Raw genomic sequence first — 26269 nt, 5'->3', positions numbered from 1 at the left:
ACCTCAATGTCGGTGGTTGGCGGCGAGCGAATCGCCGTGCCGCCATTCCAGGTACGTCTTCAGTGCCAGCGTCAGCAGCGCGGTCAGTGCCAGCAACGAGGCACACGCAAACGCGGCGCTATAGGCGTATTCGTTGTAGAGAATTTCCACATGCAGGGGCAGTGTATTGGTGCGCCCGCGGATATGCCCGGACACCACCGACACCGCACCGAACTCGCCCATCGCACGCGCTGCGCACAGCAACACGCCGTACAGCAGGCCCCAGCGGATGTTCGGCAGGGTCACCCGCCAGAACATCTGCCAGCCGTTCGCGCCCAGGCTCAAGGCGGCCAGTTCTTCATCGCTGCCCTGCTGCTCCATCAACGGCATCAGCTCGCGCGCGATGAAAGGAAAGGTGACGAAGGTCGTCGCCAGCACGATGCCGGGCAACGCAAACACGATGCGCGGCAACTGGATCAGCAACTCGCCAAAAAACGGCAACTGCAGTCGCCAGCCTTCGTCGATCAACGGCCACGCCCAGCCGCTGCGGCCGAAAATGAGCACGAAGATCAGGCCCGCCACCACCGGCGACACCGAGAACGGCAGGTCGATCAGGCTGATCAGCAAGCGCTTGCCGGGGAATTGGTGCTTGCTGACCGCCCACGCCGCCGCCACGCCGAACACCAGGTTCAGCGGCAGCACGATGGCAGTGACGATCAGGGTCAGCTTGATCGCCGACAACGCATCCGGGTCGACGATCGCGCGCAGAAAGGTCTCCCAGCCGCCGCGCAGCGCCTCGGCAAACACCAGCACCAGCGGCAGCAGCAGGAACGCCAGCAGGAACAGCAGCGCCCCCGCAATCATCAACCATTGCACCCAACGCGGCTCGTTGGTGGCCGAGTCGGTGATGCGGCGGGCCTGTTCGGTCATCTGGCGGGTGTGCAACATCGCAGGCAGCGGCGAAACAGCATCGTTCATGCAGTCCTCCGTTGATAGCGCAGCAGGCGTGCCTGCAGCGTATTGACCACCAGCAGGATCACGAACGACAGCAGCAGCATCGCCGCGGCAATCGCGGTGGCGCCGGCATAGTCGAATTCCTCCAGCCGGATGGTGATCAGCAGCGGCGCGATCTCGGTCGAATTGGGCAGGTTGCCGGCGATGAAGATCACCGAGCCGTACTCACCCACGCCCCGCGCGAAGGCCAGCGCAAACCCGGTCAGGACTGCCGGCCAGAGCCCAGGCAGCACCACCCGCCACACTGTCTGCCAGCGCGATGCGCCCAGCGTGGCCGCGGCCGCTTCCAGCTCGCGCTCGCTCTCGGCCAGCACCGGCTGCACCACCCGTACCACGAACGGCAACCCGACGAACACCAGCGCCAGCACGATGCCCAACTGCGTGTAGGCCACCTTGATGCCGATCGCCTCCAGCCAGCGCCCAACCCAGCCGTTGCCGCCATACAACGCGGTCAGCGCGATGCCGGCCACCGCAGTCGGCAATGCGAACGGCAGGTCGATCACCGCATCGAACAGGCGCTTGCCTGGAAAGTTGTAGCGCACGAACACCCAGGCCACCCAGGTGCCCATCACCGCATTGAAGGCGCCGGCCGCGAACGCGGTGCCGAAGCTCACCCGCAACGCCGACAGCACGCGCGGCTCGCTCCACACCCGCCACAGGCCGTCCCAACCCAACCCGCTGGTTTTGATGAAGATGCCCAGCAGCGGGATCAGCACGATCAATCCCAGCCAGGTCAGCGTGATTCCAAGACTCAAGCCCAGCCCCGGCATCACGCGTCGGCGCGGTGACGGCGCTGGGTGGGGTGCAACCGACATCGGCATCGCCTACTTTTTTGCCTGGATCTGATCGAACACGCCACCGTCGGCGAAGTGTTCCTGCTGCGCCTTGTCCCATGACCCGAACGCTTCCTGGATGGTTACCAGCTTGATGTCCGGGAACCGTGCCAGGTCGGCAGGGTCGGCAAATTCCGGATGGCGCGGCCGATAGAAATGCTTGGCCGCCAGCTTCTGCCCTTCCGGCGCATACAGGTAACGCAGATAGGCCTCGGCCACCTCGCGGGTGCCGTGCTTGTCGACATTCTTGTCGACCAGCGCCACCGACGGCTCGGCCAGGATCGACAGCTTGGGCACCACGATCTCGAACTTGTCCTTGCCCAGCTCTTCGCGCGCCAGCAGCGCCTCGTTTTCCCAGGCCAGCAGCACATCGCCGATGCCACGCTGCACGAACGTGGTGGTGGCGCCGCGCGCACCGGTATCGAGCACCGGCACGTTGCGGAACAGCGCCTGCATGTAGCGCAAGATGCGCTCGCGGTCGCCCTTGAAGATATGGTCGGCGTAGGCCCAGGCGGCCAGGTAATTCCAGCGCGCGCCACCGGAGGTCTTGGGGTTGGGCGTCACCACCGCCACGCCGGAGCGCAGCAGGTCTGGCCAATCATGGATGTTCTTCGGGTTGCCCTTGCGCACCAGGAACACGATCGTCGATGTGTACGGCGCGCTGTTGTCGGGCAGGCGCTTTTCCCAGTCACTGTCGATCAGCTTGGCCTTTTCGGCGATCGCATCGACGTCGTAGGCCAGCGCCAGCGTGACCACATCGGCCTCGATGCCGTCGATCACCGCACGTGCCTGTTTGCCGGAACCGCCGTGCGAGGTCTCCACCGTGACGGTGTCCTGCGGATGCTGCTGCTTCCACTGCGCGGCGAAGGCGCTGTTGTAGTCGCGATAGAACTCGCGGGTGGGGTCGTAACTGACATTGAGCAGGCCGATGTCGCGCGCGCCAGCCGGGCCGGCCAGGACCAGCAGGCTGCACAACACGGTCGCCATAAGACGGAAGCGGGGGTGGGTCACAGCAATCTCCAAACCGTTGGGGCGCAGCTGAACAGCAAGCATGCCATGCTGCGCAGCGGCACGCAGGCGGTGAAATGACATCAAGGCCGCACCTTATGCTGATTTTGCATGACGTAGTGGTATGCCACCGTGATCGTTAAAATCATGCGTCTCTTGCCACTGCGACCGCCATGACCAACGCTCCCGCTGCGCTGACCGCCCATTACGCCGCCGAACTGGAAACCATCCAGTCCCAGGGTCTGTTCAAGTCCGAGCGCATCATCACCGGCCCGCAGTCGGCGCGGATCACCCTGGCCGATGGCCGCAGCGTGCTCAACTTCTGCGCCAACAACTATCTGGGCCTGGCCGACCACCCGGACATCATCCAGGCCGCCAAGGACGCGCTGGACACGCACGGCTTCGGCATGGCCTCGGTGCGCTTCATCTGTGGCACCCAGGACCTGCACAAGCAGCTCGAGCGCACCATCGCCGATTTCTTCGGCACCGAGGACACCATCCTCTACGCCGCCTGTTTCGATGCCAACGGCGGCCTGTTCGAACCGCTGCTCGGCGAAGCGGACGCGATCATTTCCGACGCGCTCAACCACGCCTCCATCATCGACGGCGTGCGCCTGTGCAAGGCCAAGCGCTTCCGCTACGCCAACTGCGACATGGCCGATCTGGAAGCGCAGTTGCAGGCCGCCGATGCGGCCGGCTGCAAGACCAAGCTGATCACCAGCGACGGCGTGTTCTCGATGGACGGCTTCATCGCCCCGCTGGACGAGATCACCGCCCTCGCCCGCAAATACAACGCGCTGGTGCATATCGACGAATGCCATGCCACCGGCTTTCTCGGCGCCAGCGGCCGCGGCTCGGCCGAGGTCAAGGGCGTGCTGGACCAGATCGACATCATCACCGGCACGCTGGGCAAGGCGATGGGCGGCGCCCTGGGTGGCTTCACCACCGCCAAGCGCGAAGTCATCGAACTGCTGCGCCAGCGCTCGCGCCCATACCTGTTTTCCAACTCGCTGCCGCCGCATGTGGTGGCTGCCGGCATCAAGGCCTTCCAGATGCTGGAAGCCGCCGGCGAGCTGCGCACGCAACTGGTCGACAACACCCGCTACTTCCGCGAGCGCATGACCGCTGCCGGCTTCGACCTAAAGCCCGGCGTGCACCCGATCAGCCCGGTAATGCTCTACGACGCGCCGCTGGCACAAAAATTCGCCGAGCGGCTGCTGGAAGAAGGCATCTACGCGATCGGCTTCTTCTTCCCGGTGGTGCCCAAGGGCCAGGCGCGTATCCGCACCCAGATCAGCGCCGCGCACACCCGCGAGCAGCTGGATCAGGCGATCGACGCGTTCATCAAGATCGGCCGCGAACTGGACGTCATCCAGCACTGATGCGCTCGGTGCTGCGCCAACGGCTGCTGCTCGCGGCGCAGACCGATACCCAGGCGCAGCTGTTGGATGGCAACTGGGAAACCCGCTGCCTGCATTGCCGTCGGCGCCTGCAACTGCGCGCCGATGGCGAACCGTTCGGGCACACCACGCTGGAACACGTGGTCCCGCAGGCCTGGTTCGGCCGTCGCGCGGCGGCGGCCCTGTGTGCGCTGGTCGGCGACGATGCCAATGCAGCGCGCAACCTCGCCCTGGCCTGCGCCGGCTGCAATCACGCCAAGGGCCGACGCCACGATGCCAACGGTGCCGGCGACGCCCGCGCCGTCGAGGTGGTGAGCGCCTTGCTCAGCGCGCGTCTGGCGCGCTGGCGGGAGCCGCCGTCAGCGCACTGACTTCCGCTGGGCTGAGCATCCGCCACGCACCCTTGCCCAGCTCGCCCATCGCAAGCGAGCCGATCGCCACCCGCACCAGCCGCAGCACGCCGATCTCCACCGCAGCCAGCAAGCGGCGGATCTGCCGATTGCGGCCTTCGTCCAGCACGATCTCCAGCCACGCATTGCGCTCGCCTTCGCGCAGCACGCCGACCCGCTTGGCGCGCAGCAGTACGCCCTCGCCGTCCGGATCGGGATCGACCACACCGGCCTGCAGCTGCGCCAGTTGCGCAGCGCTCGGGCGGCAATCGATCTGCACGTGATAGGTCTTGTCCGGCCCGGTCATCGGGTCGGTCACCGTGGCCGCCCATTGCGGATCGTTGCTGAAGAGCAGCAGGCCTTCGCTGGCCTTGTCCAGGCGCCCGACCGGGGCGATCCACGGCAAGCCGGCACCATCAAAGCAGCGATACACCGTGTCCCTGCCCTGCTCGTCGCGCGCGGTGGTGACCACGCCACGCGGCTTGTTGAGCATTAGATAGCAACGCGCCGGGCCGGCCAATGGCTGTGCGTCGACACGGATGGTGGAGTGCTGATCGGCGCGGATGGGATATTCGGGATCGCGTATTACGCGCGCGGCCACGCTGACCCGCCCATCGGCGATCCAGCGCGCCGCTTCGGTACGCGAACACACGCCCAGTTTGGACAGCACGCGCGCCAGCCCGTGGCGTGGCGCGGTGGTCGCCGTGGTCGTACCGGAGGCGCGCGACGCGCCCGCCGGACCACGCGTGCGCTGCCGGGACGTCGCCGGCGCAGGCCGCCGGGTCATGCCGTCCCGACCGCGTTGCTTACTTGTTTTCGACCGACTTGGCGTCGGCCGCAGGCGTTGCGGTTGCGGCAGCAGCCGGAGCCGGCGCAGCCACCGGGCGTGCCTTGACCACGCGCACACCGCGCGCCTTCATCCAGGCATCGAATTCTTCGGCGGTCATGCGCTTGCCGTTCTGGCTCATGTCAAAGCGCCACGGCGTGTTGTCGAACGCGGTGGTGGCCTTGTAGGCGGCCGGATCGTTCGGATTGACGGTGCCGCCAGGCGGAATGACCTTGGCCAGATCCTGGCAGCCTTCCACGCGCAGACGCAGCAGCACCCGGTCCACCGACTGCTCGGTGGTGTAAGGCTGTGCCAGCACGCCGGTGGGCATGCCCAGCTGCACGCTACGGGTGTAGAACTCGGCGGCCGCCGGCGCAATGACGGTGGCGGGCAACGGCAGCGGCTGGGACACCGTGCTGCCGGCGCAGTTCGGAGCGGCGTCGGCGGCGGGAATCAAGGCGAGACAGAGCAATCCAGCCGTAGCGGTACGCAGCATCGGGTTCTTCCAATTATGAGTGTGGTGTTGACGCGGCGAGTGTAGGCAGCGATGAACGCCGTTTCAACCGGAAACGTGCTTGGATGGCAACGCAGACAGGATTTGCACCGTCCAGGCGCAGGTTTTGCGGTCCCCACAAAGACAAAACCCGGCGCAAGGCCGGGTTTTGTATGCAACAGCTAGCGGTCCAATTAGTTCTGGACGTTCAGCTCGGTACGACGGTTCTTCGCACGGCCTTCCGGATTGTCGGAACCATCCGGGTTGGTGTTCGGAGCAATCGGACGGCTCTCGCCGTAGCCGATCGGACCAACCAGACGCGACGCATCAACGCCGTTCTTGGTCAGGTAGTCGTACACGGTGGTCGCACGACGCTCGGACAGCTTCTGGTTGTACTCGTCGGTACCCTTCGAGTCGGTGTGACCAGCAACCTCAACCTTCAGGTCGGGGTAACGCTTCAGGATCTCGGTCGCTTCGCTCAGGATCGAGACGGCGTCCGGACGCAGGGTCGACTTGTTGAAGTCGAAGTTCACGCCCTTCAGATCGATCGACACAGGCACCGGGCAACCGTCCGGACCGATGGTCTGGCCAGGCTGCGAAGCCGGGCACTTGTCGTCGCAGTTGTTGACGCCGTCACCGTCGTCATCCAGGTCTGCGCAGCTCGGAGCAACCGGAGCCGGAGCCGGCGGCGGAGCGGTCGACGGAGCCGGTCCCAACGGGATCACGACGCCGACCGAAGCCAGCACGTCGCCGAACCAGTCTTCCTGCGGAGCAGCAACGCTCTGGTCGTTGAAGTCAGCGCGGTAGGCCAACTCGGCACGCACGGCGACGCGCTTGTCGAAGGTGGTCTGCAGACCGACACCAGCCTTGGCGGCAAAGTTGCCGTCCTTCTGCTGGCCCGGCGAAACCGGGTTCGGGGTCGCGTCGAATTCTTCTTCCGAACGCTGGTAGCCCAGACCGAACAGCAGGTAGGGGTTCCAGCCGCGGCCTTCCTGGATGAAGTGGCGACGCAGGTCGAACGAGATGCCGTACTGGCTCCAGTTCTGATCCTGGTTGGCATCGAAGTTCGGGTTCTGATAGTTCAGCTCGCCGTCGATCGACCAGTTCGGGCTGACGAACTTGCCCAGACCCAGGGTGACGAACGGGGCATCATTGGTCAGACGATCGCTGTCCTGGAAGTTGAAGCCAGCGCTACCGGTCAGGTACCAACGGTCATCGAACTCCTGCGCGGAAGCAGCCTGGGCAACCGCCAGACCGCCGAGCAACGCGGCAGTGAGAATTTTCTTGTTCATGTGTATACAGCTCCTTCTTTGGGAGATAAAACCGATAGAGGCGTTGTTCTTGGTAAAGATGCTCGTCACATCCAGAGCCATCGGGGCGCAGATTAAGCCGGCTTCAGTGAAGATCGCGTTAACGGTCATATAACATGTGAAAGCAATCACCAGGGCCGGCGATCCCTTTCAATACTACGTATACAGTTTCATGAAGGGAAGGACCGCGCACTCAGTTTGCACATCTGACCTGCATGAACCGCAGCCCAATTAAGCCAGTTGAATACGCTGGCGAATCCACCTTTCCGGCGGGCTGCACAGTGATGCGAAAACCACATTGGTGAACGCCAGGCCCCGTCCGAGCTGAATTGTGGGGTCGGTGGTTGCGGCGCGACGGCTTCACAACGCACCCTGAACTCCCCACATGGAGCGACCCGATGAAAGCTGTCGTCATCACCCGTCATCTTCCGATCGACGATCCCGCCGCACTGCTTGACATGGAACTTCCGGCCCCGTCGGCCCCTTCGGGGTATGACTTATTGGTTCGCGTCGAGGCGATCTCGGTCAATCCGGTCGACACCAAGGTGCGTGCACCCAAGCCACAGACGCTGGATGCGCCGAAGATCCTGGGCTACGACGCGGCTGGCGTCGTCGAAGCGGTAGGCCCCGAGGTCACCGCGTTCGCGGTCGGCGACGAGGTGTATTACGCGGGCGACATCGGCCGCCCGGGCAGCAACGCGCAATACCAATTGGTCGATGCGCGCATCGCCGGCTGCAAGCCCACCTCACTCAGCTTCGCCCAGGCCGCGGCCCTGCCGCTGACCACGTTGACCGCCTGGGAGCTGCTGTTCCAGCGCATGCCGTTCTCTTTCGACGGCGCGCGCAATCGCGGCAAGCACGTGCTGATCATCGGTGGCGCGGGCGGCGTGGGATCGATCGCCATCCAGCTGGCGCGGCATGCCGGCTTCAGCGTGATCGCCACCGCCTCGCGACCGGAAACCATCGAATGGGTGCGGCAGATGGGCGCCCAGCATGTGATCGACCATCACCAGCCGCTGCAGCCGCAGTTGCAGGCCTTGGGAATGCAGAGCGTGGACGCCGCACTCAACCTGGCCGACACCGACCGCTACTGGGAGCAACTGGGCGAGATCCTGGCACCGCAGGGGCATGTGGGCTTGATCGTGGAGCCGCGCGGCCCGCTGTCGATCGGCGATCCCTACAAAGCCAAGTGCATCGGCATCCACTGGGAGCTGATGTTCACCCGTGCCCGCTACGCAACCGAGGACATGGTCGAGCAGCACCGCATCCTCAACCGCGCCGCCAGCCTGATCGATGCGGGCGAGCTGCGCACCACCCATACTGAAACGCTGTCGCCGATCAATGCGCAGCAATTGCGCGAGGCGCACCGACGGCTGGAAAGCGGCAGCACGATCGGCAAGCTGGTACTGGCGGGTTGGTGAGGTGATCGCCGTTACCGCTTGAGTCCGGCTGCCGCAGCGGGCACGGGCCGTTGGCTCGCAGAGGAAGAAGGCAGCACGGCCCCAGCGCGCGCACGTGACCCAGCGGCAAGGCGGGAGGGCACCCTGATCGTGCGGTCCGCCTCGCTGCTGGGGCGCAGGCCCGATCGCAGAGGCGTTTCCTGTAATGCGAGGCGATCTGTTCCGCGGCAGCGGCGCGGGCGGATCGGCCCCGCTCGACAGAGACTCGCCCCCGCGACCCGCGCGGCGCTGGAGCGCGGCCGCCCAGCTGACAGCACTGATCAAGAAGTCGGTAAGTGCCCGCTCGAGCCTCAGCCAGCCAGCGGGCCAGCAGAGGCGTCTTCTTCTTCGCGCCATTGGTTGCGCTTGGCAGACATGGGCACCTCCACTGAGATACGGCCCGATGTGCAGGCCAACCGTACCGCCCTCCCCTCCGAAACCGCCGATTGCGCCGTACAGGCGGGTCAAGACTTGCCGCCAGGCCCGTTTGCCTGCATCGTGCGCACTCCGTACGCCAGCGTATCCACACCATGTCGCCCGCCACCGGCCCGTCCGTCTCGTCCTACCCGCACCTGTTCGCACCGCTCGATCTGGGCTTCACGCAACTGCGCAACCGCGTCCTGATGGGCTCGATGCACACCGGTCTGGAAGACCGGGCGCGCGATTTCCCCAAACTGGCCGCGTATTTCGCCGAGCGCGCTGCCGGCGGGGTCGGCTTGATCGTCACCGGCGGCTTTTCGCCGAACGTGGTGGGCTGGCTCAAGCCGTTCGGCGGCAAGCTGTCGTGGCCGTGGGAGGTGCGCCCGCATCGTCAGGTCACCCGGGCGGTGCATGCGCACGGCGCGAAGATCTGCCTGCAGCTGCTACATGCCGGGCGCTATGCCTATCACCCCCTGTCGGTGGCACCGTCCAGGCTCAAGGCGCCGATCAACCCGTTCACCCCACGCGCGCTATCGGCACGTGCGGTGGATCGTCAGATCGCCGCTTACGCGCGTGCGGCGCGGTTGGCCCGCGACGCCGGCTACGACGGTGTGGAGGTGATGGGATCGGAAGGCTATCTGATCAACGAATTCACCGCCGCGCGCACCAACCAGCGCAGCGATGCCTGGGGTGGCGATGCGACCAAGCGCATGCGCTTTGCGGTGGAGATCGTGAGACGCATCCGCGAGGCGTGCGGGCCGGACTTCATCATCATCTACCGGCTGTCGCTGGTGGACCTGGTCGAAGGCGGCAACCAGTGGCAGGACATCCTGACGCAGGCGCAGGCGATCGAAGCGGCGGGCGCGACCATCATCAATTCCGGTATCGGCTGGCACGAGGCACGCATCCCGACCATCGCCACCTCGGTACCGCGCGCCGCATTTGCCGGTGTGACCGCCAAGCTCAAGCCGCACCTGCGTATTCCGGTGGTGGCCACCAACCGCATCAACATGCCTGAAGTGGCCGAGCGCATCCTGGCCGACGGCGCCGCCGACATGGTGTCGCTGGCGCGCCCGCTGCTGGCCGACCCGCAGTGGGCCAACAAGGCACGCACCGGCCAGTCGCACGCCATCAATACCTGCATCGCCTGCAATCAGGCCTGCCTGGATCATGTGTTCGACAACAAGCTGGCGAGCTGCCTGGTCAACCCGCGCGCAGCGCACGAAACCGAACTGATCTACGCACCGACCCCCAACCCCAGGCGCATTGCGGTGGTCGGTGCCGGCCCGGCCGGTCTGGCTTGCGCGACAGTCGCCGCCGAGCGCGGTCATCGCGTCACCTTGTTCGATGCGGGCGATGCAATTGGTGGGCAATTCAATGTCGCCAGGCGCATCCCGGGCAAGGAAGAATTCAACGAGACGCTGCGCTACTTCGGCCACCGCATCGATGCGACCGGGGTGCAGCTGCGCCTGAATACCCGGGTCGAAGCGGCAGACCTGAAAGACTTCGACGAGATTGTGCTGGCCACCGGCATCGAGCCGCGCAAGGTGGACTTCCCCGGCGCCGATCACCCGATGGTCGTGAGCTATCTGGACGTGGTGCTGGGCCGCCATGTCGCTGCCGACAAGGTCGCGATCATCGGGGCCGGCGGGATTGGCTTCGATGTCGGCGAATTTCTCGTGCACACGGGGCCATCGCCGTCGCTGGACCCTGCACGCTGGATGGCCGAATGGGGCGTGGACCCCAGCTTCGAAACGGCTGGGGCATTGGCCAGGCCGCAACCCGCGCGCCCGGCCCGCCAGGTCTGGCTGCTGCAGCGCAGCCCCGGCAGACCCGGCGCGCGCCTGGGCAAGACCACCGGCTGGATCCACCGCGCCACACTCAAGGCCAAGGGCGTCAAGATGCTGGGCGGCGTGGAATATCTGGGCGTGAACGACGCCGGGCTGCGGATCCGCGTGGACGGCGCCGAACAAGTGCTCGATGTCGGCACGGTGGTGGTCTGCGCCGGGCAGGAGCCGCGCCGCGACCTGCTGGCTGCGCTGCAGGCCAACGGGCAGCAACCGCATCTGATCGGCGGTGCGGATGTCGCCGCCGAACTGGACGCCAAGCGTGCGATCGATCAGGCCTGCCGACTGGCGGCGAAGTTGTAACACGCGTTGCCGCAATGCGCTGAACGCCACAGCAGCCTGAGCGCGACACCCGCACCAACCTCTTTGCGAGCGTCATGGAGCGGGGCTGGCGCAACGTCAACGCCGGTGGTGGCGGTGATGAAGCGATGACCGGTTCACCCATGAGATGCCGGCGCCGGAATCCATATGCGCCGGATCGATGCAGGCGCTGACGCTGCCATCGACCTGGCGCCCAACCCCGTGAGCGCCGCTGATCGGTGCAGCGCAGTCCATTCTTTTTCCTGCAGCGCGGCGATAAACCGGGATGCCCGCGATGCCGACTACATCGCTGCATCGCATCCACATCCCGCCGATGTCCGCCTGATCAGCGTATCGCTGCTCAGCCTGCCCTTCCGCGCCGCTCATGCAGTAGGCGACGTCGCACAGAACACCTTGATGGGATTGGGCCACTGGTCCTGGCGTGGCACGCGCGGCGTCAGTGCGCTGCGTCCGATCGGCAGCGGGCTGTCCGCGCTCTTGGTCAGCGCCGCGATCGGCCTGGTTCTGAAGGCGGCACGCCTGCCGCCGCGTCGACTGCGTTGATGGGTAGTCGCTTTGGTCAGCAGTATTGCCGTGCTGTCGGCATGGTGGTTACGCAATGCATTGCAGCCTTACGCGCATACGGCTGCCACGACTGCATCGCCACTAGCTGCGCTGAAGTGGCGGCGCGATCAGTTGCTGCCCTTGGCGGTCATCGCAGCACTGGCCCTGGCATTGCTGACGCTCACCAAATTGGCACCGTATCCGGCGCAGTTGCGTACCGGCTCGTCTGCTCGTCTGCATGTCTGCATGTCTGCATGTCTGCATGTCTGCATGTCTGCATGAGATTGTTTCGCACCATGTTGAACTTGATGCGTGTGATTCAACACGCCTGATGCGTTCGAACATGTGCACTGCGAATAGCAACAGCGTTAGCAAGCGCGCACTGCGATTGCCTCATGGCCAACGCCGCTGTGCCACCGATACCGTCGAAGGAATCGTGATCGATGATTTTGACGATCTCGGCTGCATATCGTCGCAGCCACTACAAGCCATCTAAAATTCCGCTGACGCATTTGTGCACGATGGATATGCAAGCCTGGCGCGCGACTTGGTGCTGCGATGCGAGGGCCAATACCGTCGTGGCGCTTCGTGTTCACTCGCCACCATCAACGCGCATCGAGCACTTCGGACGCCTGCTCTAGTGATTACAACACCGCGTTCTACGATGCACATGCGAGCGCTCGATGCATGATCCGGACAGCATCAAGCACCATGCACTGAAAGCTCCTTTATGCACCCCGCGTTCGCATCTCGACACAGCCCCGCTGCAGTAGAAAGCGGCGATACGCAAGCACATCCCTCAGTGACGATGACGTGTAGCGCAGACTGCAGATGGCATTGCATGCGTAGCCTAAGTGCAACGCATTGCACGTCTTGAGCCATTGCGCAGGCGCAACAGCGCACGCGCACCGTATCGAGATCCGTTGCGGCATCCGCTGTCGCCAGCGCGATGCGACGCACACGACGGATGCGTCGCGCTGGTGTCATCGAACCAAGCCGCAGATGCAGCAAGCAATTACACCCGTCAACCCCGCCTATTCAGCCGCGATTCTGTGATCGACGCCTACCTTGCGCCAACTTTTTGACCCGCCGCATTTGGCGGGCACCTCCGGTAGATCTTCTTTCGCCGGAGACCGGGCGACCCGTGGCAGGTCGCCTCCCCATGACGCCAAGCCCTCTGTACTGGTGCATCCACCTTGGATGCTCTGCGGATCGGCCCATACGGAGCAAGGAGTTATATGAAACTGGTTTGGATACTTTGGCTGTCGCAGTTGTTGCCGCAGCCGGCTGCAGATTCGTTGTGCTTGAGCACCACCGTGTACCTGGAAGCGCGTGATCAGACCTTGCGCGGCCAGCAAGCCGTCGCCGAAGTTGCGTTGCGTCGGCTGGACAGCGGCTTGTGGGGCGACTCGATGTGTCAGGTGGTCACTGCACGCAAGCAGTTCGCGCCCACCATCGTGGCTCCGGGGACGCAACTGAAAAACGACGATGCCTGGAACAAGGCGCTGGATGTGGCACTGGCTGCAGAGCGCAACTGGGCGCTGCCGGTGGGGCAACGCAAGGAAATCGTGCCGGGCGCCAGTCACTTTGCCGCAAGCGCGATCGCAAGCCCGAGCTGGCGTAATGCCTACCAGGTGGCCACCATCGGCGACCACACGTTCTACCGCGTACAGAAGCTGCGCCCGCGCACCGCATCCTGACGCTGCCCACGCACTCACGCGTTGCCGCTAAGCTTGCGTCTTCGTTCTTGTGCGGAAATTCTCATGAAGCTGTACACCAAGCCGGGCGCATGTTCGCTGGCAGATCACATCGTGCTGCGCTGGTCGGGGCTGCCCTTCGATCTGCAGGTGGTTGACGCCGCCACGATGAAGTCCCCCGAATATCTGCGCCTCAACCCGGCCGGTGCTGTGCCGCTGTTGGTCGTCGACGACTGGGCACTGACCCAGAACGCCGCCATCCTCAACTACATCGCCGACATCGCGCCGCTCACCGGTCTGTCCGGCGATGGCACCGCGCGCAGCCGTGCGGAGATCAATCGCTGGATCGCCTTCGCCAATGCGGATGTGCATCCGGCCTTCAAGCCGATCTTCGGCAGCACCGCCTATCTGCAGGACGACGCGCTGATCGCGCGCAGCCATGACGACGCACGCAGCAAGCTGCGCACCTTGTACGAACGTGTCGACACGCATCTGCAGGGACGCAACTGGCTGGCAGGCGACACCCACACCGGCGCCGATGCGTATCTGTTCGTAACGCTGCGATGGGCGCAGAAGGTGGGCGTGGACCTCAGTGGCCTGAGCGCGATAGATGCATTCGTGCAGCGCATGCTGGACGATGCCGATGTGCAGGCCGCATTGCAGGCCGAAGGCCTGGCCTGAGCCGGGGCATCGCACAAGCGCCACATAAAAAAACGCCGGGCATTGCCCGGCGTTTTCGTTACAACAGCAAGGCGAGAAACTCAGCCCAGCAGATGCGACACGCCGCTGCGCTCTTCTTCCAGCTCGGCCAGGGTCTTGTCGATGTACTTCTGGCTGAAGTCGTCGATCGGCAGATCCTTGACCAGGGTGTACTCTCCGTTGGCGGTGGTCACCGGGAAGCCGAAGATCACGCCTTCCGGGATGCCGTAGGAGCCGTCGGACGGCACGCCCATCGTCACCCACTTGCCGCTGCTGCCCAGCACCCAGTCACGCACGTGATCGATGGCGGCATTGGCGGCCGACGCAGCCGAGGACAGGCCGCGCGCTTCGATGATCGCCGCGCCGCGCTTGCCCACGGTCGGGATGAAGGTGGACGCGTTCCATTCCTGGTCGTTGATCGCATCGCCGATGGACGCGCCATCGGCGGTGGCGAAACGGTAGTCCGGGTACATGGTCGGGCTGTGGTTGCCCCAGACCACCAGCTTCTCGATGCCGCCGACCGGCTTGCCGAGCTTCTGGGACAGCTGGCTGAGCGCACGGTTGTGGTCCAGACGCAGCATGGCGGTGAAATTCTTCGGGTTCAGATCCGGCGCCGACTTCATCGCGATGTAGGCATTGGTGTTGGCCGGGTTACCGACCACCAGCACCTTGACGTCACGCTTGGCGACCTTGTTCAACGCCGCGCCCTGCGCGGTGAAGATCTTGGCGTTTTCCAGCAGCAGGTCCTTGCGCTCCATGCCCGGGCCGCGCGGACGTGCACCGACCAGCAGGGCGACGTCGATGTCCTTGAACGCCACTTCGGCGTCGTCGGTGCCGACCACGCCGGCCAGCAGCGGGAATGCGCAGTCTTCCAGCTCCATGATCACGCCCTTGAGCGCGGCCTGGGCCTTTTCATTGGACAGTTCCAGCAATTGCAGGATCACCGGCTGATCCTTGCCCAGCATTTCGCCGGAGGCGATGCGGAACAGCAGGGCATAGCCGATCTGGCCGGCAGCGCCGGTCACGGCAACACGAACAGGTGCTTTCATGGGGAGTTTCCTCTGCTAAAAAACATGGGTGGAGGTGCACGCTGGCGTGGCGCAGGGCCTGGCGGCGCGCAGTGACAGACGAACGGCCGCACAGGGCGGCCGTTCGGGGGAAAGACATCAGGCGGCGAGGATCTTGTTCCACTCCGCGACACGGTCGGCCTTGGCGGCCAGCACGGCGTCGGTATCGCCTTCGATCGTCACCTTGTTGATCACATCGCCCTGGGCGACGGCATCGACCACGTCCAGGCCCTGGGTGACCTTGCCGAACACGGTGTGCTTGCCGTCCAGCCACGGGGTGGCGGTGTGGGTGATGAAGAACTGGCTGCCGTTGGTGTTGGGGCCGGCATTGGCCATGGACAGCACGCCGCGCTCGTGGCCGACGCCGTTGTTGGCTTCATCCTCGAAACGGTAGCCCGGGCCGCCGCGGCCGGAGCCTTCCGGGCAGCCGCCCTGGATCATGAAGTCGGCGATGACGCGGTGGAAGCTCAGGCCATCGTAGAAGCCGCGCTGGACCAGGTTGACGAAGTTGGCAACGGTCAGCGGGGCCTTGTCGGCGAACAGCTCGACCACGATCGGGCCGCGGGTGGTGTCGAAATGGGCAATCAGGGACATGGAAATCCTTGCAGGTTTCAGGGTGTATGACAGCCCATTAGGATACACCCGGGCGTGCAGGCGGCCGTGCAGGTTGGACCATCGTCGGGGGTACCGGATCAAGCTGAATGGGCGTTTTGGACCGCTCGGCGGCCGAACGCAACGGTGCGGCAACGAAACCGCTATAATGTCGGGCTTACCTCATCTCAAGACTGGCGCCAGACAGGGGCCCTTTCCGCATGTCTATCGAAAAACTCCGCAATATCGCCATCGTCGCGCACGTTGACCATGGCAAGACCACCCTCGTCGACTGCCTGCTGAAGCAGTCCGGCACCCTGTCCGAACGCACCGTGCTGGCTGAGCGCGTGATGGACAGCAACGACCAGGAAAAGGAGCGTGGCATCACGATCCTGGCCAAGAACACGGCCATCACCTGGAACGGCAACCGCATCAACATCGTCGACACCCCGGGACACGCCGACTTCGGTGGCGAAGTCGAGCGCGTGCTGTCGATGGTGGACTCGGTGCTGATCCTGGTCGATGCGATGGACGGCCCGATGCCGCAGACCCGCTTCGTGACCCAGAAGGCGTTCGCGATGGGCTTCAAGCCGATCGTGGTGGTCAACAAGATCGACCGTCCCGGCGCACGCCCGGACTGGGTCATCGACCAGGTGTTCGACCTGTTCGACAAGCTCGGCGCAACCGACGAGCAGCTGGACTTCCCGATCGTCTACACCTCCGCCCTGAACGGCTACGCCAGCCTGGATTCGAGCGTGCGCGACGGCGACATGACCCCGCTGTACGAAGCGATCATGCAGCACGTGTCGGCACCGGACGTGGATCCGGACGGCCCGTTCCAGATGCGCATCAGCCAGCTCGACTACAACAACTTCGTCGGCGTGATCGGCATCGGCCGCATCCAGCGCGGCGTGCTGAAGAAGAACATGCCGGTCAGCGTGATCGACCGCGAAGGCAAGAAGCGCCAGGGCAAGGTGCTGCAGGTGCTGGGCTTCCTCGGCCTGGAGCGCATCGAGCAGGACACCGCCGAGGCCGGCGACATCGTCGCCATCTCCGGCGTGGCCGAGCTGACCATTTCCGACACCGTGTGTGCGCTCGACGCCCCGGAAGCGCTGCCGGCGCTGACCGTGGACGAGCCCACCATCTCGATGACCTTCCAGGTCAACAACTCGCCGTTCGCCGGCAACAAGGACCTGTCCGGCGGCAAGTTCCTGACCAGCCGCCAGCTGCGCGACCGTCTGGACCGCGAGAAGGTGCACAACGTGGCACTGAAGGTCGAGGAAGGCTCCGACGCTGACAAGTTCCTGGTTTCCGGCCGTGGCGAACTGCACCTGTCGGTGCTGATCGAGAACATGCGTCGTGAAGGCTACGAGCTGGCCGTGTCGCGCCCGGAAGTCATCATCAAGGAAATCGACGGCAAGCAGATGGAGCCGATCGAACAGCTGGTGGTGGACATTGAAGAACAGCACCAGGGCGGCGTGATGGAAAAGCTGGGCACCCGCAAGGGCCAGCTGAAGAACATGGAGCCGGACGGCAAGGGCCGCGTGCGCCTGGATTACATGATCCCGGCGCGTGGCCTGATCGGTTTCCAGAACGAGTTCCGCACCCTGACCCAGGGCTCGGGCCTGCTGTTCCACGTGTTCGACCATTACGGTCCGAAGGAACAGGGCGCGATCGCCAAGCGCCAGAACGGCGTGATGATTGCCAACGCTGCGGGCGCCACCCCGGCCTATGCACTGGGGCCGTTGGAAGAGCGTGGCCGCCTGTTCGCTGCCGAAGGCGACAACGTGTATGAAGGTCAGCTGGTCGGTATCCACTCCAAGGACAACGACCTGACCGTCAACGCGATCAAGACCAAGCCGCTGACCAACATGCGCGCCTCGGGCAAGGACGATGCGATCAAGCTGACCCCGGCGATCAAGTACACGCTGGAGCAGGCACTGGATTTCATCGAGGACGACGAGCTGGTGGAAGTCACCCCGAAGGAAATCCGCCTGCGCAAGAAGTTCCTCACCGAAAGCGACCGCAAGCGCGCTGGCCGTTCCGGCTAAACACGGGACGTCCATCTTCGTGAGCAACACGCCCTACAGCCCGGATCCGCGTGCGCATCCGGGGCTGCATGTGATCGCCTTGTTAGAGGCGGTCAAGGGGACGCTTGCGCTGTTGGCGGCGACGGGCCTGGAAATTCTGGGCCCGCTCCCGCTGCAGAACGCGGTCAGCACACTGATCCGCCGCTTCAACCTGGATCCCGACCACGGCGCACTGCCGTCGTTGCTCAAGACCATCAGTCCCGACGCCGTCCATCTGGCCGCTGCCGCAATGCTGGCGTATGGCCTGTTGCACGTGGTGGAAGCCTGGGGTCTGTGGCGTGCCAAGGCCTGGGCATCACTGCTGGGCTGCCTGTCGGCTGCCATCTACCTGCCTTTCGATATCTACGCCATCGTCCGCCATCCCGGCTGGACCGCCTGGGGCGTGCTGGCGATCAATCTGCTTGTGGTCGGCGTGCTGGCACGCGATCTGATCAAGCGCCGGCGCCGCTGACGCCCCCGGCCCGTCTGCGGGCATGTCATACACGTTGTCACCCCGACGCAGCGCCGTTAGCCTGCGAGCAGTCTCCGGGGAACACCGCCAATGCGATCCACCACCTTGTCCTTCGCGCTGCTGCTTGCGCTGTGCGGCTGTGCGCATACCGAAAGCCTGACCTCGGCCGGTGCCAACGCAGCCACTGCCAGGCAAGACGATCTGATCGACGCCGACATCGTCAGCCTGCAGGCACGCATGGCGTCCGGCACGATCAGCAGCCTGGACCTGACCCGCGCGTACCTGCAGCGTGTCGCCACCATCGATCGCGCCGGGCCCACCCTCAATTCGGTGATCGAACTCAACCCGCAGGCCGAAGCCGACGCACGTGCATTGGACGCCGAACGCCACGCTGGCCATGTGCGCGGGCCTCTGCATGGCATTCCGGTACTGCTCAAGGACAACATCGATGCGCTGCCGATGGTCAACAGCGCCGGCTCGCTGGCATTGGCCGATTTTAGGCCCGGCCGCGATGCGTTTCTGGTGCAGCGCCTGCGCGCCGCTGGCGCGGTGATCCTGGGCAAGACCAACCTGAGCGAGTGGGCCAACTTCCGCTCCACCAAGTCCAGCTCCGGCTGGAGCGCACGCGGCGGGCTGACCCGCAATCCGTACGCGCTGGATCGCAATCCCTGCGGCTCCAGTGCCGGCACCGGCGCGGCGATCGCCGCCAGCCTGGCCACGGTCGGCATCGGCACCGAAACCGACGGCAGCATCACCTGCCCGGCCTCGGTGAACGGCCTGGTCGGGCTCAAACCGACCGTGGGCCTGGTCAGCCGCGACGGCATCATTCCGATCTCGGCCAGCCAGGACACCGCCGGCCCGATGACGCGCAGCGTCGCCGATGCGGTCGCGGTGCTGCAGGCGATTGCCGCGCCCGACCCGCAGGATCCTGCGGCGCGCACTGCACCGACGTCCGCGCCGGACTATCTGGCGCATCTCAGACCCGATGGCCTGCGCGGCGCCCGCCTGGGCCTGCTGCGCAATCCCTTGCGCGAAGATCCGGCCATTGCCGCCGCGCTGCAACGCGCGGTGCAGACGCTGCGCGCCGCCGGCGCCACCGTGATCGAAACCAGCCTGGCGACCGAGGGCCAGTGGGACGCCGCCGAGCAAACGGTCTTGTTGGTCGAATTCAAGGCCGGCCTGAACGCGTATCTGCGCAGCCACGCCGCGCCGGTGTCGAGCCTGGAGCAGGTGATCGCCTTCAATCGCAGCCACGCGCAGCGCGAGATGCCCTACTTCGGACAGGAGCTGTTCGAGCAGGCGCAGGCCGCGCCCGGACTGGACGATGCCGCCTATCTCACGGCCCGCGCCACTGCCAAACGGCTGGCCGGGCCGGACGGCATCGACGCCGCGCTGCAGGCCAATCGCCTGGATGCGTTGATCGTGCCGACCACCGGTGCTGCCTGGGTCACCGACCTGGTCAAGGGCGACACCTTTCCCGGAGCCGGCTATGGTGCGGCTGCGGTGGCCGGTTATCCCAGCATGAGCGTGCCGATGGGGCAGACCCAGGGCCTGCCGCTGGGCCTATTGTTCATGGGCAGCGCCTGGAGCGAGCCGCGCCTGATCGAACTGGCCTACGCCTACGAACAACGCAGCAAGGCGCGTGTTGCGCCCCGCTATGCGCCGACTGCGCCCAGCGCGCCGGCGGCCGCGCCTGCAGCTACACCGTAGTCGCAGGCTCGCCGTCTTCGGCACCGGGCGAGCGCACGCTCTCCTGGGCGATGGGCGCGGCGGCACGCAGGGGTGGCTTTTCCTGCGCGGCGATTTCGGCGCGAATCCTGGGCAGTGCGTACGGGTGCTCGCGGGTCAGGAAGTCGATCATGCGCTCGCGGCTGATGCAGCGCAGATCGAACGCATCGCCGGAATTGCGCGCGCTCACCAGCAGGCGTACCTGGATCGTGCTCTCGCTGGTTTCGGTCACCTGGGTCACGCACACGCGTCCATCCCACAGCGGCTCGCTCTTGCAGATGCGCTCCAGCTCGGCGCGCACCGCCGCGATCGGGGTGCGGTAGTCCAGCCACAGGAATGCGGTACCGAGCAGGTCGGCGCTGCTGCGCGTCCAGTTCTGGAACGGGTGCTCGATCCACCAGGTCAACGGCACCACCATCCGCCGCTCGTCCCAAATCCGCACCACCACATACGAGCTACCGATCTCCTCGATGCGGCCCCATTCGCCTTCCACGATCACCACATCGTCCAGCCGGATCGGCTGGGTCAGGGCGATCTGCAGACCGGCGATCAGGTTGCCGAACACCGGCTTGGCCGCGATGCCGGCCACCAGGCCGATGATGCCGGCCGAGGCCAGCAGCGTCTTGCCGATCTGGCGCACCTGCTCGAAACCAAGCAACACCACCGAGATGCCGAGTAGGATCACCGCGCCCATGACCACCCGGCTCAGCACGCGTGTCTGGGTCTGGATGCGCCGTGCGGTGAGGTTGTCGGACACCTCGATCGGGTTGCTGCGCAGGATCGCCATTTCACCGGCGGCGACGGCGCGCACCAACAGCCAGGTCACGCAGCCAACGATGCCGACGTGCAGCAGATGCTGCATCGCCGCCAGCCCCTTGCCGGATAGCGGCGTCGCTTCGGTGGCGACGCCCAGAAACAGCAGCGGCAGGATGAAGGCAGCCGGCAGCGTGACCACGCGAATGATGCGTGCACGGCGATAGTCGCGGCCCTGCATGCGGCGAAACAGCCACAGCATCAGCGACCAGGTGACGATGCCCGCCAGCAGCGCGGCACCAAGCGGGATTGCGTATTCGCGGATGACGTTCCAATCGGCAGTCAAACCGTTCCTCCTGTGGGGGGAAAGAGGGATGGCTGCAGCATCATGCCGCACGCGGCATGAGCATCACGTCATGCGTACGGTGACATCACGCGCCCAGCGGCTGCGACGCCACCTGCTGTTGCTTGCGCACGATCGCCATTGCGATTTCCAGCGACTGCTCGTAGTTCAGGCGCGGATCCACGCTGGAGCGGTAAGCGCGTTCCAGATCGCGCTCGGTCAACTCGCGCGCGCCACCGGTGCATTCGGTGACGTCTTCGCCGGTCAGTTCCAGATGCACCCCGCCCAGCCGCGTCCCGGCGGCCGCATGCAGATCGAAGGACAACTCGACCTCGCTGCGGATATTGTCGAAACGCCGTGTCTTATAGCCATTTCCGGTGCTTTCGGTATTGCCGTGCATCGCATCGCACACCCACAACACCCGACGTCCATCGCGCTTGACCGCCTCCAGCAGCGGCGGCAACTTCTCGGCGATCTGCGCCGCACCCATGCGATGGATGAAGCTCAGGCGGCCGGGTTCGTCTTCGGGATTGAGCACGTCGATCAGACGCAACAGCTGATCCGGCTGCACCGATGGCCCCACCTTGATCGCGATCGGGTTACGCACGCCACGCAGGTATTCCACATGCGCGCCATCCAGCGCGGCGGTGCGCATGCCGATCCACGGGTAATGGGTGCTCAGGTTGAACCAGCCCCACTGGCGCGGCACCTGCCGGGTCAGGCCTTCCTCGTACGGCAGCAACAGCGCCTCGTGCGAGGTGTAGAAGTCGATGCGATTGAGGTTGTAGACCTCCGCGCCGGACAGGGTCTCCATGAAGCGCACCGCATCGCCGATCGATGCCACCATCTTCTGGTAGTCCGCCGCCAGCGGCGAATACCCCACCCAGTCCAGATTCCAGTATTCGGGATGGTGCAGGTCGGCAAAGCCGCCGTCGATCAGAGCGCGCACGAAATTCATCGTCATCGCCGAGCGCGAATGCGCGGTGATCATGCGCTGCGGATCCGGCACGCGCGCCGCTTCAGTGAAGGCTGGCGCGTTGATCACATCGCCGCGGTAGCTCGGCAAGGTCACCCCGTCGCGGGTTTCGGTATCGGCCGAGCGCGGCTTGGCGTACTGCCCGGCAAAGCGCCCTACCCGCACCACCGGCAGGTGCAGGCCATGCACCAGCACCAGGCTCATTTGCAGCAGCACCTTCAGGCGATTGGAGATCGTGCCCGATTCGCAATCGCTGAAGTTCTCGGCGCAATCGCCGCCCTGCAGCAGGAAGCGCTTGCCTTCCTGCGCTTCTGCCAGCTGGCGCTTGAGCGCAAAGATTTCCCAGGAGGTCACCAGCGGCGGCAGCTGCCGCAACTCGCCCAGCGTGTGTTCCAGCGCAACGGCGTCCGGGTAGACCGGCATCTGCAACGCCGGACGCTGCCGCCAGCTCTGCGGCGACCACTGCTCTGCCTGGTTGACGGACGAATGAGGGGAAGCGGACATCGTGAACTCCAGAAATCTCGGGCGCCGGCCAGCGCCGGAACGAAACGATCAGAACAGTTTGCGCGGACCACGCTGCCTGAAGCCGGCGTACAGCGCCCACAGCGCCAGGCCCACGAACCACAGCATGCTCCACATCGGCATGCTCAGGCCCAGAAAGCGCCAATCGATATTGCCGCAGTCGCCGGTGCCGGTCAGCACGGTGCGGAACACTTCGAACGGCCCCATCGTCTCGCTCAGGAAGCTCAACGGCGGCCCGCACGAGGACATCATGTCCTTGGGCCGGATCTGCACCCAGACATGCCGCGCCGCGATGCCCATGCCGACGCCGGCAGCGATGAAGCTGAGCACGCCATAGAGCTTGCGCGTGCCCGCTGCGCGCGGCCCATGCAACGCGCCCAGCAGAAACAACAGCGCCAGCGCCGCAAACGCGATCCGCTGGAAGATGCATAGCGGGCATGGCTCCAGCCCAAGATGCAGCTGTACGTAGATCGCATAGGCAAGCAATCCTGCGCAGGCAAGAAAGCCCAGCAAGAACTGCGCCCGGAAACCCCAACGAAATGGATTCATCGCTACCGCTTGCCTAGGATCGAATGCCCGATTATCAGCCATCGCTGCCGCGGTGACCACGGATGCCTGCATCGGGCAGGTCGCCCGGCAGCAGGCCCGGTGCAGCCATGCATGTCGCCAGTCATGTGTCGGTCTGCAGACCCTCGACACCGCCCGGAGACGGCCGCCTTTGCAGCGGTGAGCTTGATCCTGGTTGGGGCATGCACATCGCTGCGCTGTTGCCGAAACACCCATACCAAGACCGACCGCCATGGTCCGGCACAGGCAATAAAAAAGCCCGGCGCTAGCCGGGCTTTTCGAGAATCTTTGCGAAGGGCGAACCGATTACTCGGCCACTTCCTCGGCGACGACCGGACGGTCGACCAGCTCGACATACGCCATCGGCGCATTGTCACCGGCACGGAAGCCGGCCTTCAGGATGCGCAGGTAGCCGCCGGGACGGGTCGCGTAACGCGGGCCCAGTTCGACGAACAGCTTGCCCACTGCTTCCTTGTCGCGCAGGCGAGCAAACGCCAGACGACGATTGGCAACGCCATCGACCTTGCCGATGGTGATCAGCGGCTCGGCGACGCGACGCAGTTCCTTGGCCTTCGGCAAGGTGGTCTTGATCAGCTCGTGCTTGAACAGCGACGCGGCCATATTGCGGAACATGGCTTCGCGGTGCGCGCTGGTACGGTTGAATTTACGACCGGATTTCTGGTGACGCATGAGTGTGATTTCCTAAGGAATGTTGAGACTGCTTGAGAGACGCTGTCGCCATCCTGGCGCTGTTGAATGGACTGCGGTTGGTCCGAGCCGGCCGTCCTTTGACCGGATGTCACCGCGGGCTTTGGCCCGTCGATGTAAAAAAACAGCATGGGCGCCCGAAGACGCCCATGCGGTGATGCATTAACCAAGCATGCCGTGCTGGGCGACACCGGCCGGCGGCCAGTTCTCCAGCTTCATGCCCAGTGCAAGGCCGCGCTGTGCCAGCACTTCCTTGATTTCGGTCAGCGACTTCTTGCCGAGGTTCGGGGTCTTGAGCAGCTCCACTTCGGTCTTCTGGATCAGATCACCGATGTAGTAGATGCTCTCGGCCTTCAGGCAGTTGGCCGAACGCACGGTCAGCTCGAGGTCGTCGATCGGGCGCAGCAGCACCGGATCCACGCCGCTGGCAGCCGGCTTGGCCGCACCGCGATCGCGGTGGGTGAAATCGCCGAACACCGACAGCTGATCGCTGAGGATGTCGGCGGCGGTGCGCACGGCTTCCTCGGCATCGATCGTGCCGTTGGTTTCGATATCGATCACCAGCTTGTCGAGGTCGGTGCGCTGTTCAACGCGCGCAGCTTCCACGGCATAGGCAACGCGACGCACCGGCGAGAACGACGCATCCAGCATCAGACGACCGATGGTGCGGGTCTCTTCGTCCGGACGACGACGCGCGGCAGCCGGCTGATAGCCGAAACCACGCTCGATCTTCAGGCGCATGTTCAGCGCCGTGTCCTTGGTCAGGTGGCAGATCACGTGGTCGCCGTTGATGATCTCGACGTTGTGATCGGTCCTGATGTCGGCCGCAGTGACCGTGCCCGGACCCTGCTTGGACAACGACAGCGTCGCGCTGTCGCCACTATGCATACGAATCGCCACGTCTTTCAGGTTGAGCAGGACGTCAAGCACGTCTTCCTGCAGCCCTTCGACCGTGGTGTACTCGTGCAGCACGCCGTCGATCTCGACCTCGGTGATCGCAAAACCCGGGATCGACGACAACAGCACACGACGCAGGGCATTGCCCAGCGTGTGCCCGTAACCGCGCTCCAAGGGCTCGATCACGACCTTTGCGCGATTGTCGGTAAGACGTTCGATCTGCGGACCACGGGGGCGCAGAACCTGGTTGGCGGTAACCGTCATGTTGCGGGGTCTCCTGCGAACCTCCGGCGGTGCCGGAGGCTCTCCAATGTGAATTACTTCGAATACAACTCGACGATCAGCGCTTCGTTGATATCCGAAGGCAGGTCAGCGCGATCCGGAACGGCCTTGAACACGCCGCTGAACTTCTTCGAATCGACTTCGACCCACGACGGCGTCATGTCGTGCTGCTCAGCCACGGTCAGGGCTTCCTGCACGCGAAGCTGCTTCTGTGCCTTTTCCGACAGCGTGATCGCATCGCCAGCCTTGATCTGGTACGAAGCCAGATTCACCGACTTGCCATTGACCAACACGCCACGGTGCGACACCAGCTGGCGGGCGGCCGGACGGGTGACGGCAAAGCCCATGCGGTAGCAGACGTTGTCCAGACGGGTTTCCAGCAACTGCAGCAAGTTCTCGCCGGTGTTGCCCTTCTTGGTCGAGGCCTTCTTGTAGTAGTTGCGGAACTGACGCTCCAGCAAACCGTAGATGCGCTTGACCTTCTGCTTTTCGCGCAGCTGGGTGGCATAGTCGGAGAGCTTGCCTTTGCGAGCCGCGCCGTGTTGGCCGGGCTTCTGCTCAAGCTTGCACTTGGAGTCCAGCGCGCGCGCCGGGCTCTTGAGGGAAAGATCGACGCCTTCGCGGCGGGCGAGCTTACAGGTAGGACCGATATAACGAGCCATTTCTTATCGCTCCCTTTAGACGCGACGCTTCTTCGGCGGACGGCACCCGTTGTGCGGGATTGGCGTCACGTCGATGATGTTGGTGATCTTGTAGCCCACGTTGTTCAACGAACGCACGGCCGACTCACGGCCCGGACCCGGACCCTTGATACGCACTTCCAGCGACTTCACGCCGTAGTCGAGCGCAGCGCGGCCAGCCTTTTCGGCGGCAACCTGAGCAGCGAACGGGGTCGACTTGCGCGAACCACGGAAACCGGCGCCGCCGGACGTGGCCCACGACAGTGCATTGCCCTGGCGATCGGTGATGGTGACGATGGTGTTGTTGAACGAAGCGTGGACGTGAGCGACGCCGTCAGTGATGACGCGCTTGATCTTCTTCTTCGTTTTCTTTTCTGCTGGCTTTGCCATGATCTA

The 26269-nt window shown here is 64.8% G+C and carries 24 protein-coding genes and 1 pseudogene; 10 read left to right on the top strand and 15 right to left on the bottom strand.

Annotation, left to right across the window (positions count from 1 at the left end):
• Positions 1–3: 3 nt before the first annotated feature.
• Genes cysW through AC06DU_RS05030 form a run of 3 tightly spaced genes read right to left on the bottom strand, consistent with a single transcriptional unit; the run spans position 4 to position 2918 of the window.
• Entirely contained in the window at positions 4–957 is a 954-nt protein-coding gene (gene cysW / locus AC06DU_RS05040) for a sulfate ABC transporter permease subunit CysW (RefSeq protein ID WP_024938545.1), read from the bottom strand.
• Complete coding sequence (cysT, locus tag AC06DU_RS05035) at positions 954–1814, bottom strand: sulfate ABC transporter permease subunit CysT (RefSeq protein ID WP_046345821.1); 861 nt, start codon at positions 1812–1814, stop codon at positions 954–956. The genes cysW and cysT overlap by 4 nt, the downstream gene beginning before the upstream one ends.
• Before the next feature lie 3 nt (positions 1815–1817).
• Positions 1818–2918 (bottom strand): sulfate ABC transporter substrate-binding protein, encoded by a 1101-nt coding sequence (locus AC06DU_RS05030; protein ID WP_179464656.1) that lies wholly within the window; start codon positions 2916–2918, stop codon positions 1818–1820.
• A gap of 89 nt (positions 2919–3007) precedes the next feature.
• On the opposite strand from AC06DU_RS05030, the gene kbl reads away from it, so the two are divergent.
• Positions 3008–4216 (top strand): glycine C-acetyltransferase, encoded by a 1209-nt coding sequence (gene kbl / locus AC06DU_RS05025; RefSeq protein WP_046345819.1) that lies wholly within the window; start codon positions 3008–3010, stop codon positions 4214–4216.
• The gene (locus AC06DU_RS05020; protein ID WP_478203708.1) at positions 4216–4605 is read left to right on the top strand and encodes an HNH endonuclease; all 390 of its coding nucleotides are present in this window, start codon (positions 4216–4218) and stop codon (positions 4603–4605) included. The genes kbl and AC06DU_RS05020 overlap by 1 nt, the downstream gene beginning before the upstream one ends.
• Here AC06DU_RS05020 and AC06DU_RS05015 read toward each other — a convergent pair.
• The 3 genes from AC06DU_RS05015 to AC06DU_RS05005 all read right to left on the bottom strand — a co-directional run bounded on the left by AC06DU_RS05015 (position 4559) and on the right by AC06DU_RS05005 (position 7234).
• Entirely contained in the window at positions 4559–5410 is an 852-nt protein-coding gene (locus tag AC06DU_RS05015; RefSeq protein ID WP_349778216.1) for a pseudouridine synthase, read from the bottom strand. The two genes, AC06DU_RS05020 and AC06DU_RS05015, sit on opposite strands and share 47 nt — an antisense overlap.
• A 19-nt stretch (positions 5411–5429) precedes the next feature.
• The gene (locus tag AC06DU_RS05010; protein WP_478203707.1) at positions 5430–5945 is read right to left on the bottom strand and encodes a hypothetical protein; all 516 of its coding nucleotides are present in this window, start codon (positions 5943–5945) and stop codon (positions 5430–5432) included.
• Positions 5946–6136: 191 nt separating this feature from the next.
• Entirely contained in the window at positions 6137–7234 is a 1098-nt protein-coding gene (locus AC06DU_RS05005; RefSeq protein ID WP_024938552.1) for an OmpA family protein, read from the bottom strand.
• A gap of 416 nt (positions 7235–7650) precedes the next feature.
• Here AC06DU_RS05005 and AC06DU_RS05000 point away from each other — a divergent pair, with 416 nt between their 5' ends.
• The 5 genes and pseudogenes from AC06DU_RS05000 (at position 7651) to AC06DU_RS04980 (ending at position 14200) form a co-directional block, all read left to right on the top strand.
• Complete coding sequence (locus tag AC06DU_RS05000) at positions 7651–8673, top strand: zinc-binding alcohol dehydrogenase family protein (protein ID WP_026064741.1); 1023 nt, start codon at positions 7651–7653, stop codon at positions 8671–8673.
• Between the two features lie 548 nt (positions 8674–9221).
• Positions 9222–11261 (top strand): 2,4-dienoyl-CoA reductase FMN-binding domain-containing protein, encoded by a 2040-nt coding sequence (locus tag AC06DU_RS04995; RefSeq protein ID WP_478203705.1) that lies wholly within the window; start codon positions 9222–9224, stop codon positions 11259–11261.
• 324 nt (positions 11262–11585) lie between these two features.
• A pseudogene (locus AC06DU_RS04990) lies at positions 11586–12050 on the top strand (MFS transporter); the annotation flags it as partial.
• A gap of 1010 nt (positions 12051–13060) precedes the next feature.
• Positions 13061–13522, top strand: coding sequence for a cell wall hydrolase (locus tag AC06DU_RS04985; protein WP_016905076.1), 462 nt, complete (start codon positions 13061–13063; stop codon positions 13520–13522).
• Between the two features lie 63 nt (positions 13523–13585).
• A complete protein-coding gene (locus tag AC06DU_RS04980; RefSeq protein ID WP_434982950.1) occupies positions 13586–14200 on the top strand; it encodes a glutathione S-transferase family protein in 615 nt (204 codons plus the stop codon).
• Positions 14201–14280: 80 nt separating this feature from the next.
• On the opposite strand, the gene AC06DU_RS04975 is transcribed toward AC06DU_RS04980, so the two are convergent.
• Together AC06DU_RS04975 and AC06DU_RS04970 are read right to left on the bottom strand one after the other, a co-directional pair.
• Positions 14281–15267: a malate dehydrogenase gene (locus tag AC06DU_RS04975; protein ID WP_434982951.1), complete on the bottom strand. Its 987-nt coding sequence runs from the start codon at positions 15265–15267 to the stop codon at positions 14281–14283.
• A 117-nt stretch (positions 15268–15384) separates the two neighbouring features.
• Positions 15385–15879: a peptidylprolyl isomerase gene (locus AC06DU_RS04970; protein ID WP_016904578.1), complete on the bottom strand. Its 495-nt coding sequence runs from the start codon at positions 15877–15879 to the stop codon at positions 15385–15387.
• Between the two features lie 218 nt (positions 15880–16097).
• Here AC06DU_RS04970 and typA point away from each other — a divergent pair, with 218 nt between their 5' ends.
• The 3 genes from typA to AC06DU_RS04955 all read left to right on the top strand — a co-directional run bounded on the left by typA (position 16098) and on the right by AC06DU_RS04955 (position 20127).
• A complete protein-coding gene (gene typA / locus AC06DU_RS04965; protein ID WP_016904579.1) occupies positions 16098–17927 on the top strand; it encodes a translational GTPase TypA in 1830 nt (609 codons plus the stop codon).
• A 70-nt stretch (positions 17928–17997) separates the two neighbouring features.
• The gene (locus AC06DU_RS04960; protein WP_172453112.1) at positions 17998–18417 is read left to right on the top strand and encodes a DUF2127 domain-containing protein; all 420 of its coding nucleotides are present in this window, start codon (positions 17998–18000) and stop codon (positions 18415–18417) included.
• A 105-nt stretch (positions 18418–18522) separates the two neighbouring features.
• The gene (locus tag AC06DU_RS04955; protein WP_478204365.1) at positions 18523–20127 is read left to right on the top strand and encodes an amidase; all 1605 of its coding nucleotides are present in this window, start codon (positions 18523–18525) and stop codon (positions 20125–20127) included.
• Here the strand turns inward: AC06DU_RS04955 and AC06DU_RS04950 are convergent.
• The 7 genes from AC06DU_RS04950 to rpsK form a co-directional block, all read right to left on the bottom strand.
• Positions 20117–21244 (bottom strand): mechanosensitive ion channel family protein, encoded by a 1128-nt coding sequence (locus AC06DU_RS04950; protein WP_024938559.1) that lies wholly within the window; start codon positions 21242–21244, stop codon positions 20117–20119. The genes AC06DU_RS04955 and AC06DU_RS04950 overlap by 11 nt on opposite strands.
• An 85-nt stretch (positions 21245–21329) precedes the next feature.
• Positions 21330–22721 carry a class II 3-deoxy-7-phosphoheptulonate synthase gene (locus AC06DU_RS04945; RefSeq protein ID WP_046345812.1) on the bottom strand — a complete coding sequence of 464 codons (1392 nt, stop codon included), beginning with the start codon at positions 22719–22721 and terminating at the stop codon, positions 21330–21332.
• Between the two features lie 48 nt (positions 22722–22769).
• Entirely contained in the window at positions 22770–23288 is a 519-nt protein-coding gene (locus AC06DU_RS04940) for a disulfide bond formation protein B (RefSeq protein WP_024938561.1), read from the bottom strand.
• A gap of 324 nt (positions 23289–23612) precedes the next feature.
• Positions 23613–23996, bottom strand: coding sequence for a 50S ribosomal protein L17 (gene rplQ / locus AC06DU_RS04935; protein WP_003486665.1), 384 nt, complete (start codon positions 23994–23996; stop codon positions 23613–23615).
• A 180-nt stretch (positions 23997–24176) separates the two neighbouring features.
• Positions 24177–25175 (bottom strand): DNA-directed RNA polymerase subunit alpha, encoded by a 999-nt coding sequence (locus tag AC06DU_RS04930; protein ID WP_002811635.1) that lies wholly within the window; start codon positions 25173–25175, stop codon positions 24177–24179.
• 53 nt (positions 25176–25228) lie between these two features.
• Positions 25229–25855, bottom strand: coding sequence for a 30S ribosomal protein S4 (gene rpsD / locus AC06DU_RS04925; RefSeq protein ID WP_024938562.1), 627 nt, complete (start codon positions 25853–25855; stop codon positions 25229–25231).
• A 15-nt stretch (positions 25856–25870) separates the two neighbouring features.
• The gene (gene rpsK / locus AC06DU_RS04920; RefSeq protein WP_003486671.1) at positions 25871–26263 is read right to left on the bottom strand and encodes a 30S ribosomal protein S11; all 393 of its coding nucleotides are present in this window, start codon (positions 26261–26263) and stop codon (positions 25871–25873) included.
• Positions 26264–26269 lie beyond the last annotated feature (6 nt).

It is taken from the genome of Xanthomonas sp. NCPPB 3200, from assembly GCF_056393585.1.
The sequence above is the reverse complement of the archived record's forward strand: the minus strand, read 5'-3'. Positions and strand labels throughout refer to the sequence as shown.

What these genes read in the sequence shown, in the direction of transcription:
- cysW (WP_024938545.1), bottom strand. Translation starts at nt 957, where the DNA reads ATGAACGATGCTGTTTCGCCGCTGCCTGCGATGTTGCACACCCGCCAG.
- cysT (WP_046345821.1), bottom strand. Translation starts at nt 1,814, where the DNA reads ATGCCGATGTCGGTTGCACCCCACCCAGCGCCGTCACCGCGCCGACGC.
- AC06DU_RS05030 (WP_179464656.1), bottom strand. Translation starts at nt 2,918, where the DNA reads ATGTCATTTCACCGCCTGCGTGCCGCTGCGCAGCATGGCATGCTTGCT.
- kbl (WP_046345819.1), top strand. Translation starts at nt 3,008, where the DNA reads ATGACCAACGCTCCCGCTGCGCTGACCGCCCATTACGCCGCCGAACTG.
- AC06DU_RS05020 (WP_478203708.1), top strand. Translation starts at nt 4,216, where the DNA reads ATGCGCTCGGTGCTGCGCCAACGGCTGCTGCTCGCGGCGCAGACCGAT.
- AC06DU_RS05015 (WP_349778216.1), bottom strand. Translation starts at nt 5,410, where the DNA reads ATGACCCGGCGGCCTGCGCCGGCGACGTCCCGGCAGCGCACGCGTGGT.
- AC06DU_RS05010 (WP_478203707.1), bottom strand. Translation starts at nt 5,945, where the DNA reads ATGCTGCGTACCGCTACGGCTGGATTGCTCTGTCTCGCCTTGATTCCC.
- AC06DU_RS05005 (WP_024938552.1), bottom strand. Translation starts at nt 7,234, where the DNA reads ATGAACAAGAAAATTCTCACTGCCGCGTTGCTCGGCGGTCTGGCGGTT.
- AC06DU_RS05000 (WP_026064741.1), top strand. Translation starts at nt 7,651, where the DNA reads ATGAAAGCTGTCGTCATCACCCGTCATCTTCCGATCGACGATCCCGCC.
- AC06DU_RS04995 (WP_478203705.1), top strand. Translation starts at nt 9,222, where the DNA reads ATGTCGCCCGCCACCGGCCCGTCCGTCTCGTCCTACCCGCACCTGTTC.
- AC06DU_RS04985 (WP_016905076.1), top strand. Translation starts at nt 13,061, where the DNA reads ATGAAACTGGTTTGGATACTTTGGCTGTCGCAGTTGTTGCCGCAGCCG.
- AC06DU_RS04980 (WP_434982950.1), top strand. Translation starts at nt 13,586, where the DNA reads ATGAAGCTGTACACCAAGCCGGGCGCATGTTCGCTGGCAGATCACATC.
- AC06DU_RS04975 (WP_434982951.1), bottom strand. Translation starts at nt 15,267, where the DNA reads ATGAAAGCACCTGTTCGTGTTGCCGTGACCGGCGCTGCCGGCCAGATC.
- AC06DU_RS04970 (WP_016904578.1), bottom strand. Translation starts at nt 15,879, where the DNA reads ATGTCCCTGATTGCCCATTTCGACACCACCCGCGGCCCGATCGTGGTC.
- typA (WP_016904579.1), top strand. Translation starts at nt 16,098, where the DNA reads ATGTCTATCGAAAAACTCCGCAATATCGCCATCGTCGCGCACGTTGAC.
- AC06DU_RS04945 (WP_046345812.1), bottom strand. Translation starts at nt 22,721, where the DNA reads ATGTCCGCTTCCCCTCATTCGTCCGTCAACCAGGCAGAGCAGTGGTCG.
- AC06DU_RS04940 (WP_024938561.1), bottom strand. Translation starts at nt 23,288, where the DNA reads ATGAATCCATTTCGTTGGGGTTTCCGGGCGCAGTTCTTGCTGGGCTTT.
- rplQ (WP_003486665.1), bottom strand. Translation starts at nt 23,996, where the DNA reads ATGCGTCACCAGAAATCCGGTCGTAAATTCAACCGTACCAGCGCGCAC.
- AC06DU_RS04930 (WP_002811635.1), bottom strand. Translation starts at nt 25,175, where the DNA reads ATGACGGTTACCGCCAACCAGGTTCTGCGCCCCCGTGGTCCGCAGATC.
- rpsD (WP_024938562.1), bottom strand. Translation starts at nt 25,855, where the DNA reads ATGGCTCGTTATATCGGTCCTACCTGTAAGCTCGCCCGCCGCGAAGGC.
- rpsK (WP_003486671.1), bottom strand. Translation starts at nt 26,263, where the DNA reads ATGGCAAAGCCAGCAGAAAAGAAAACGAAGAAGAAGATCAAGCGCGTC.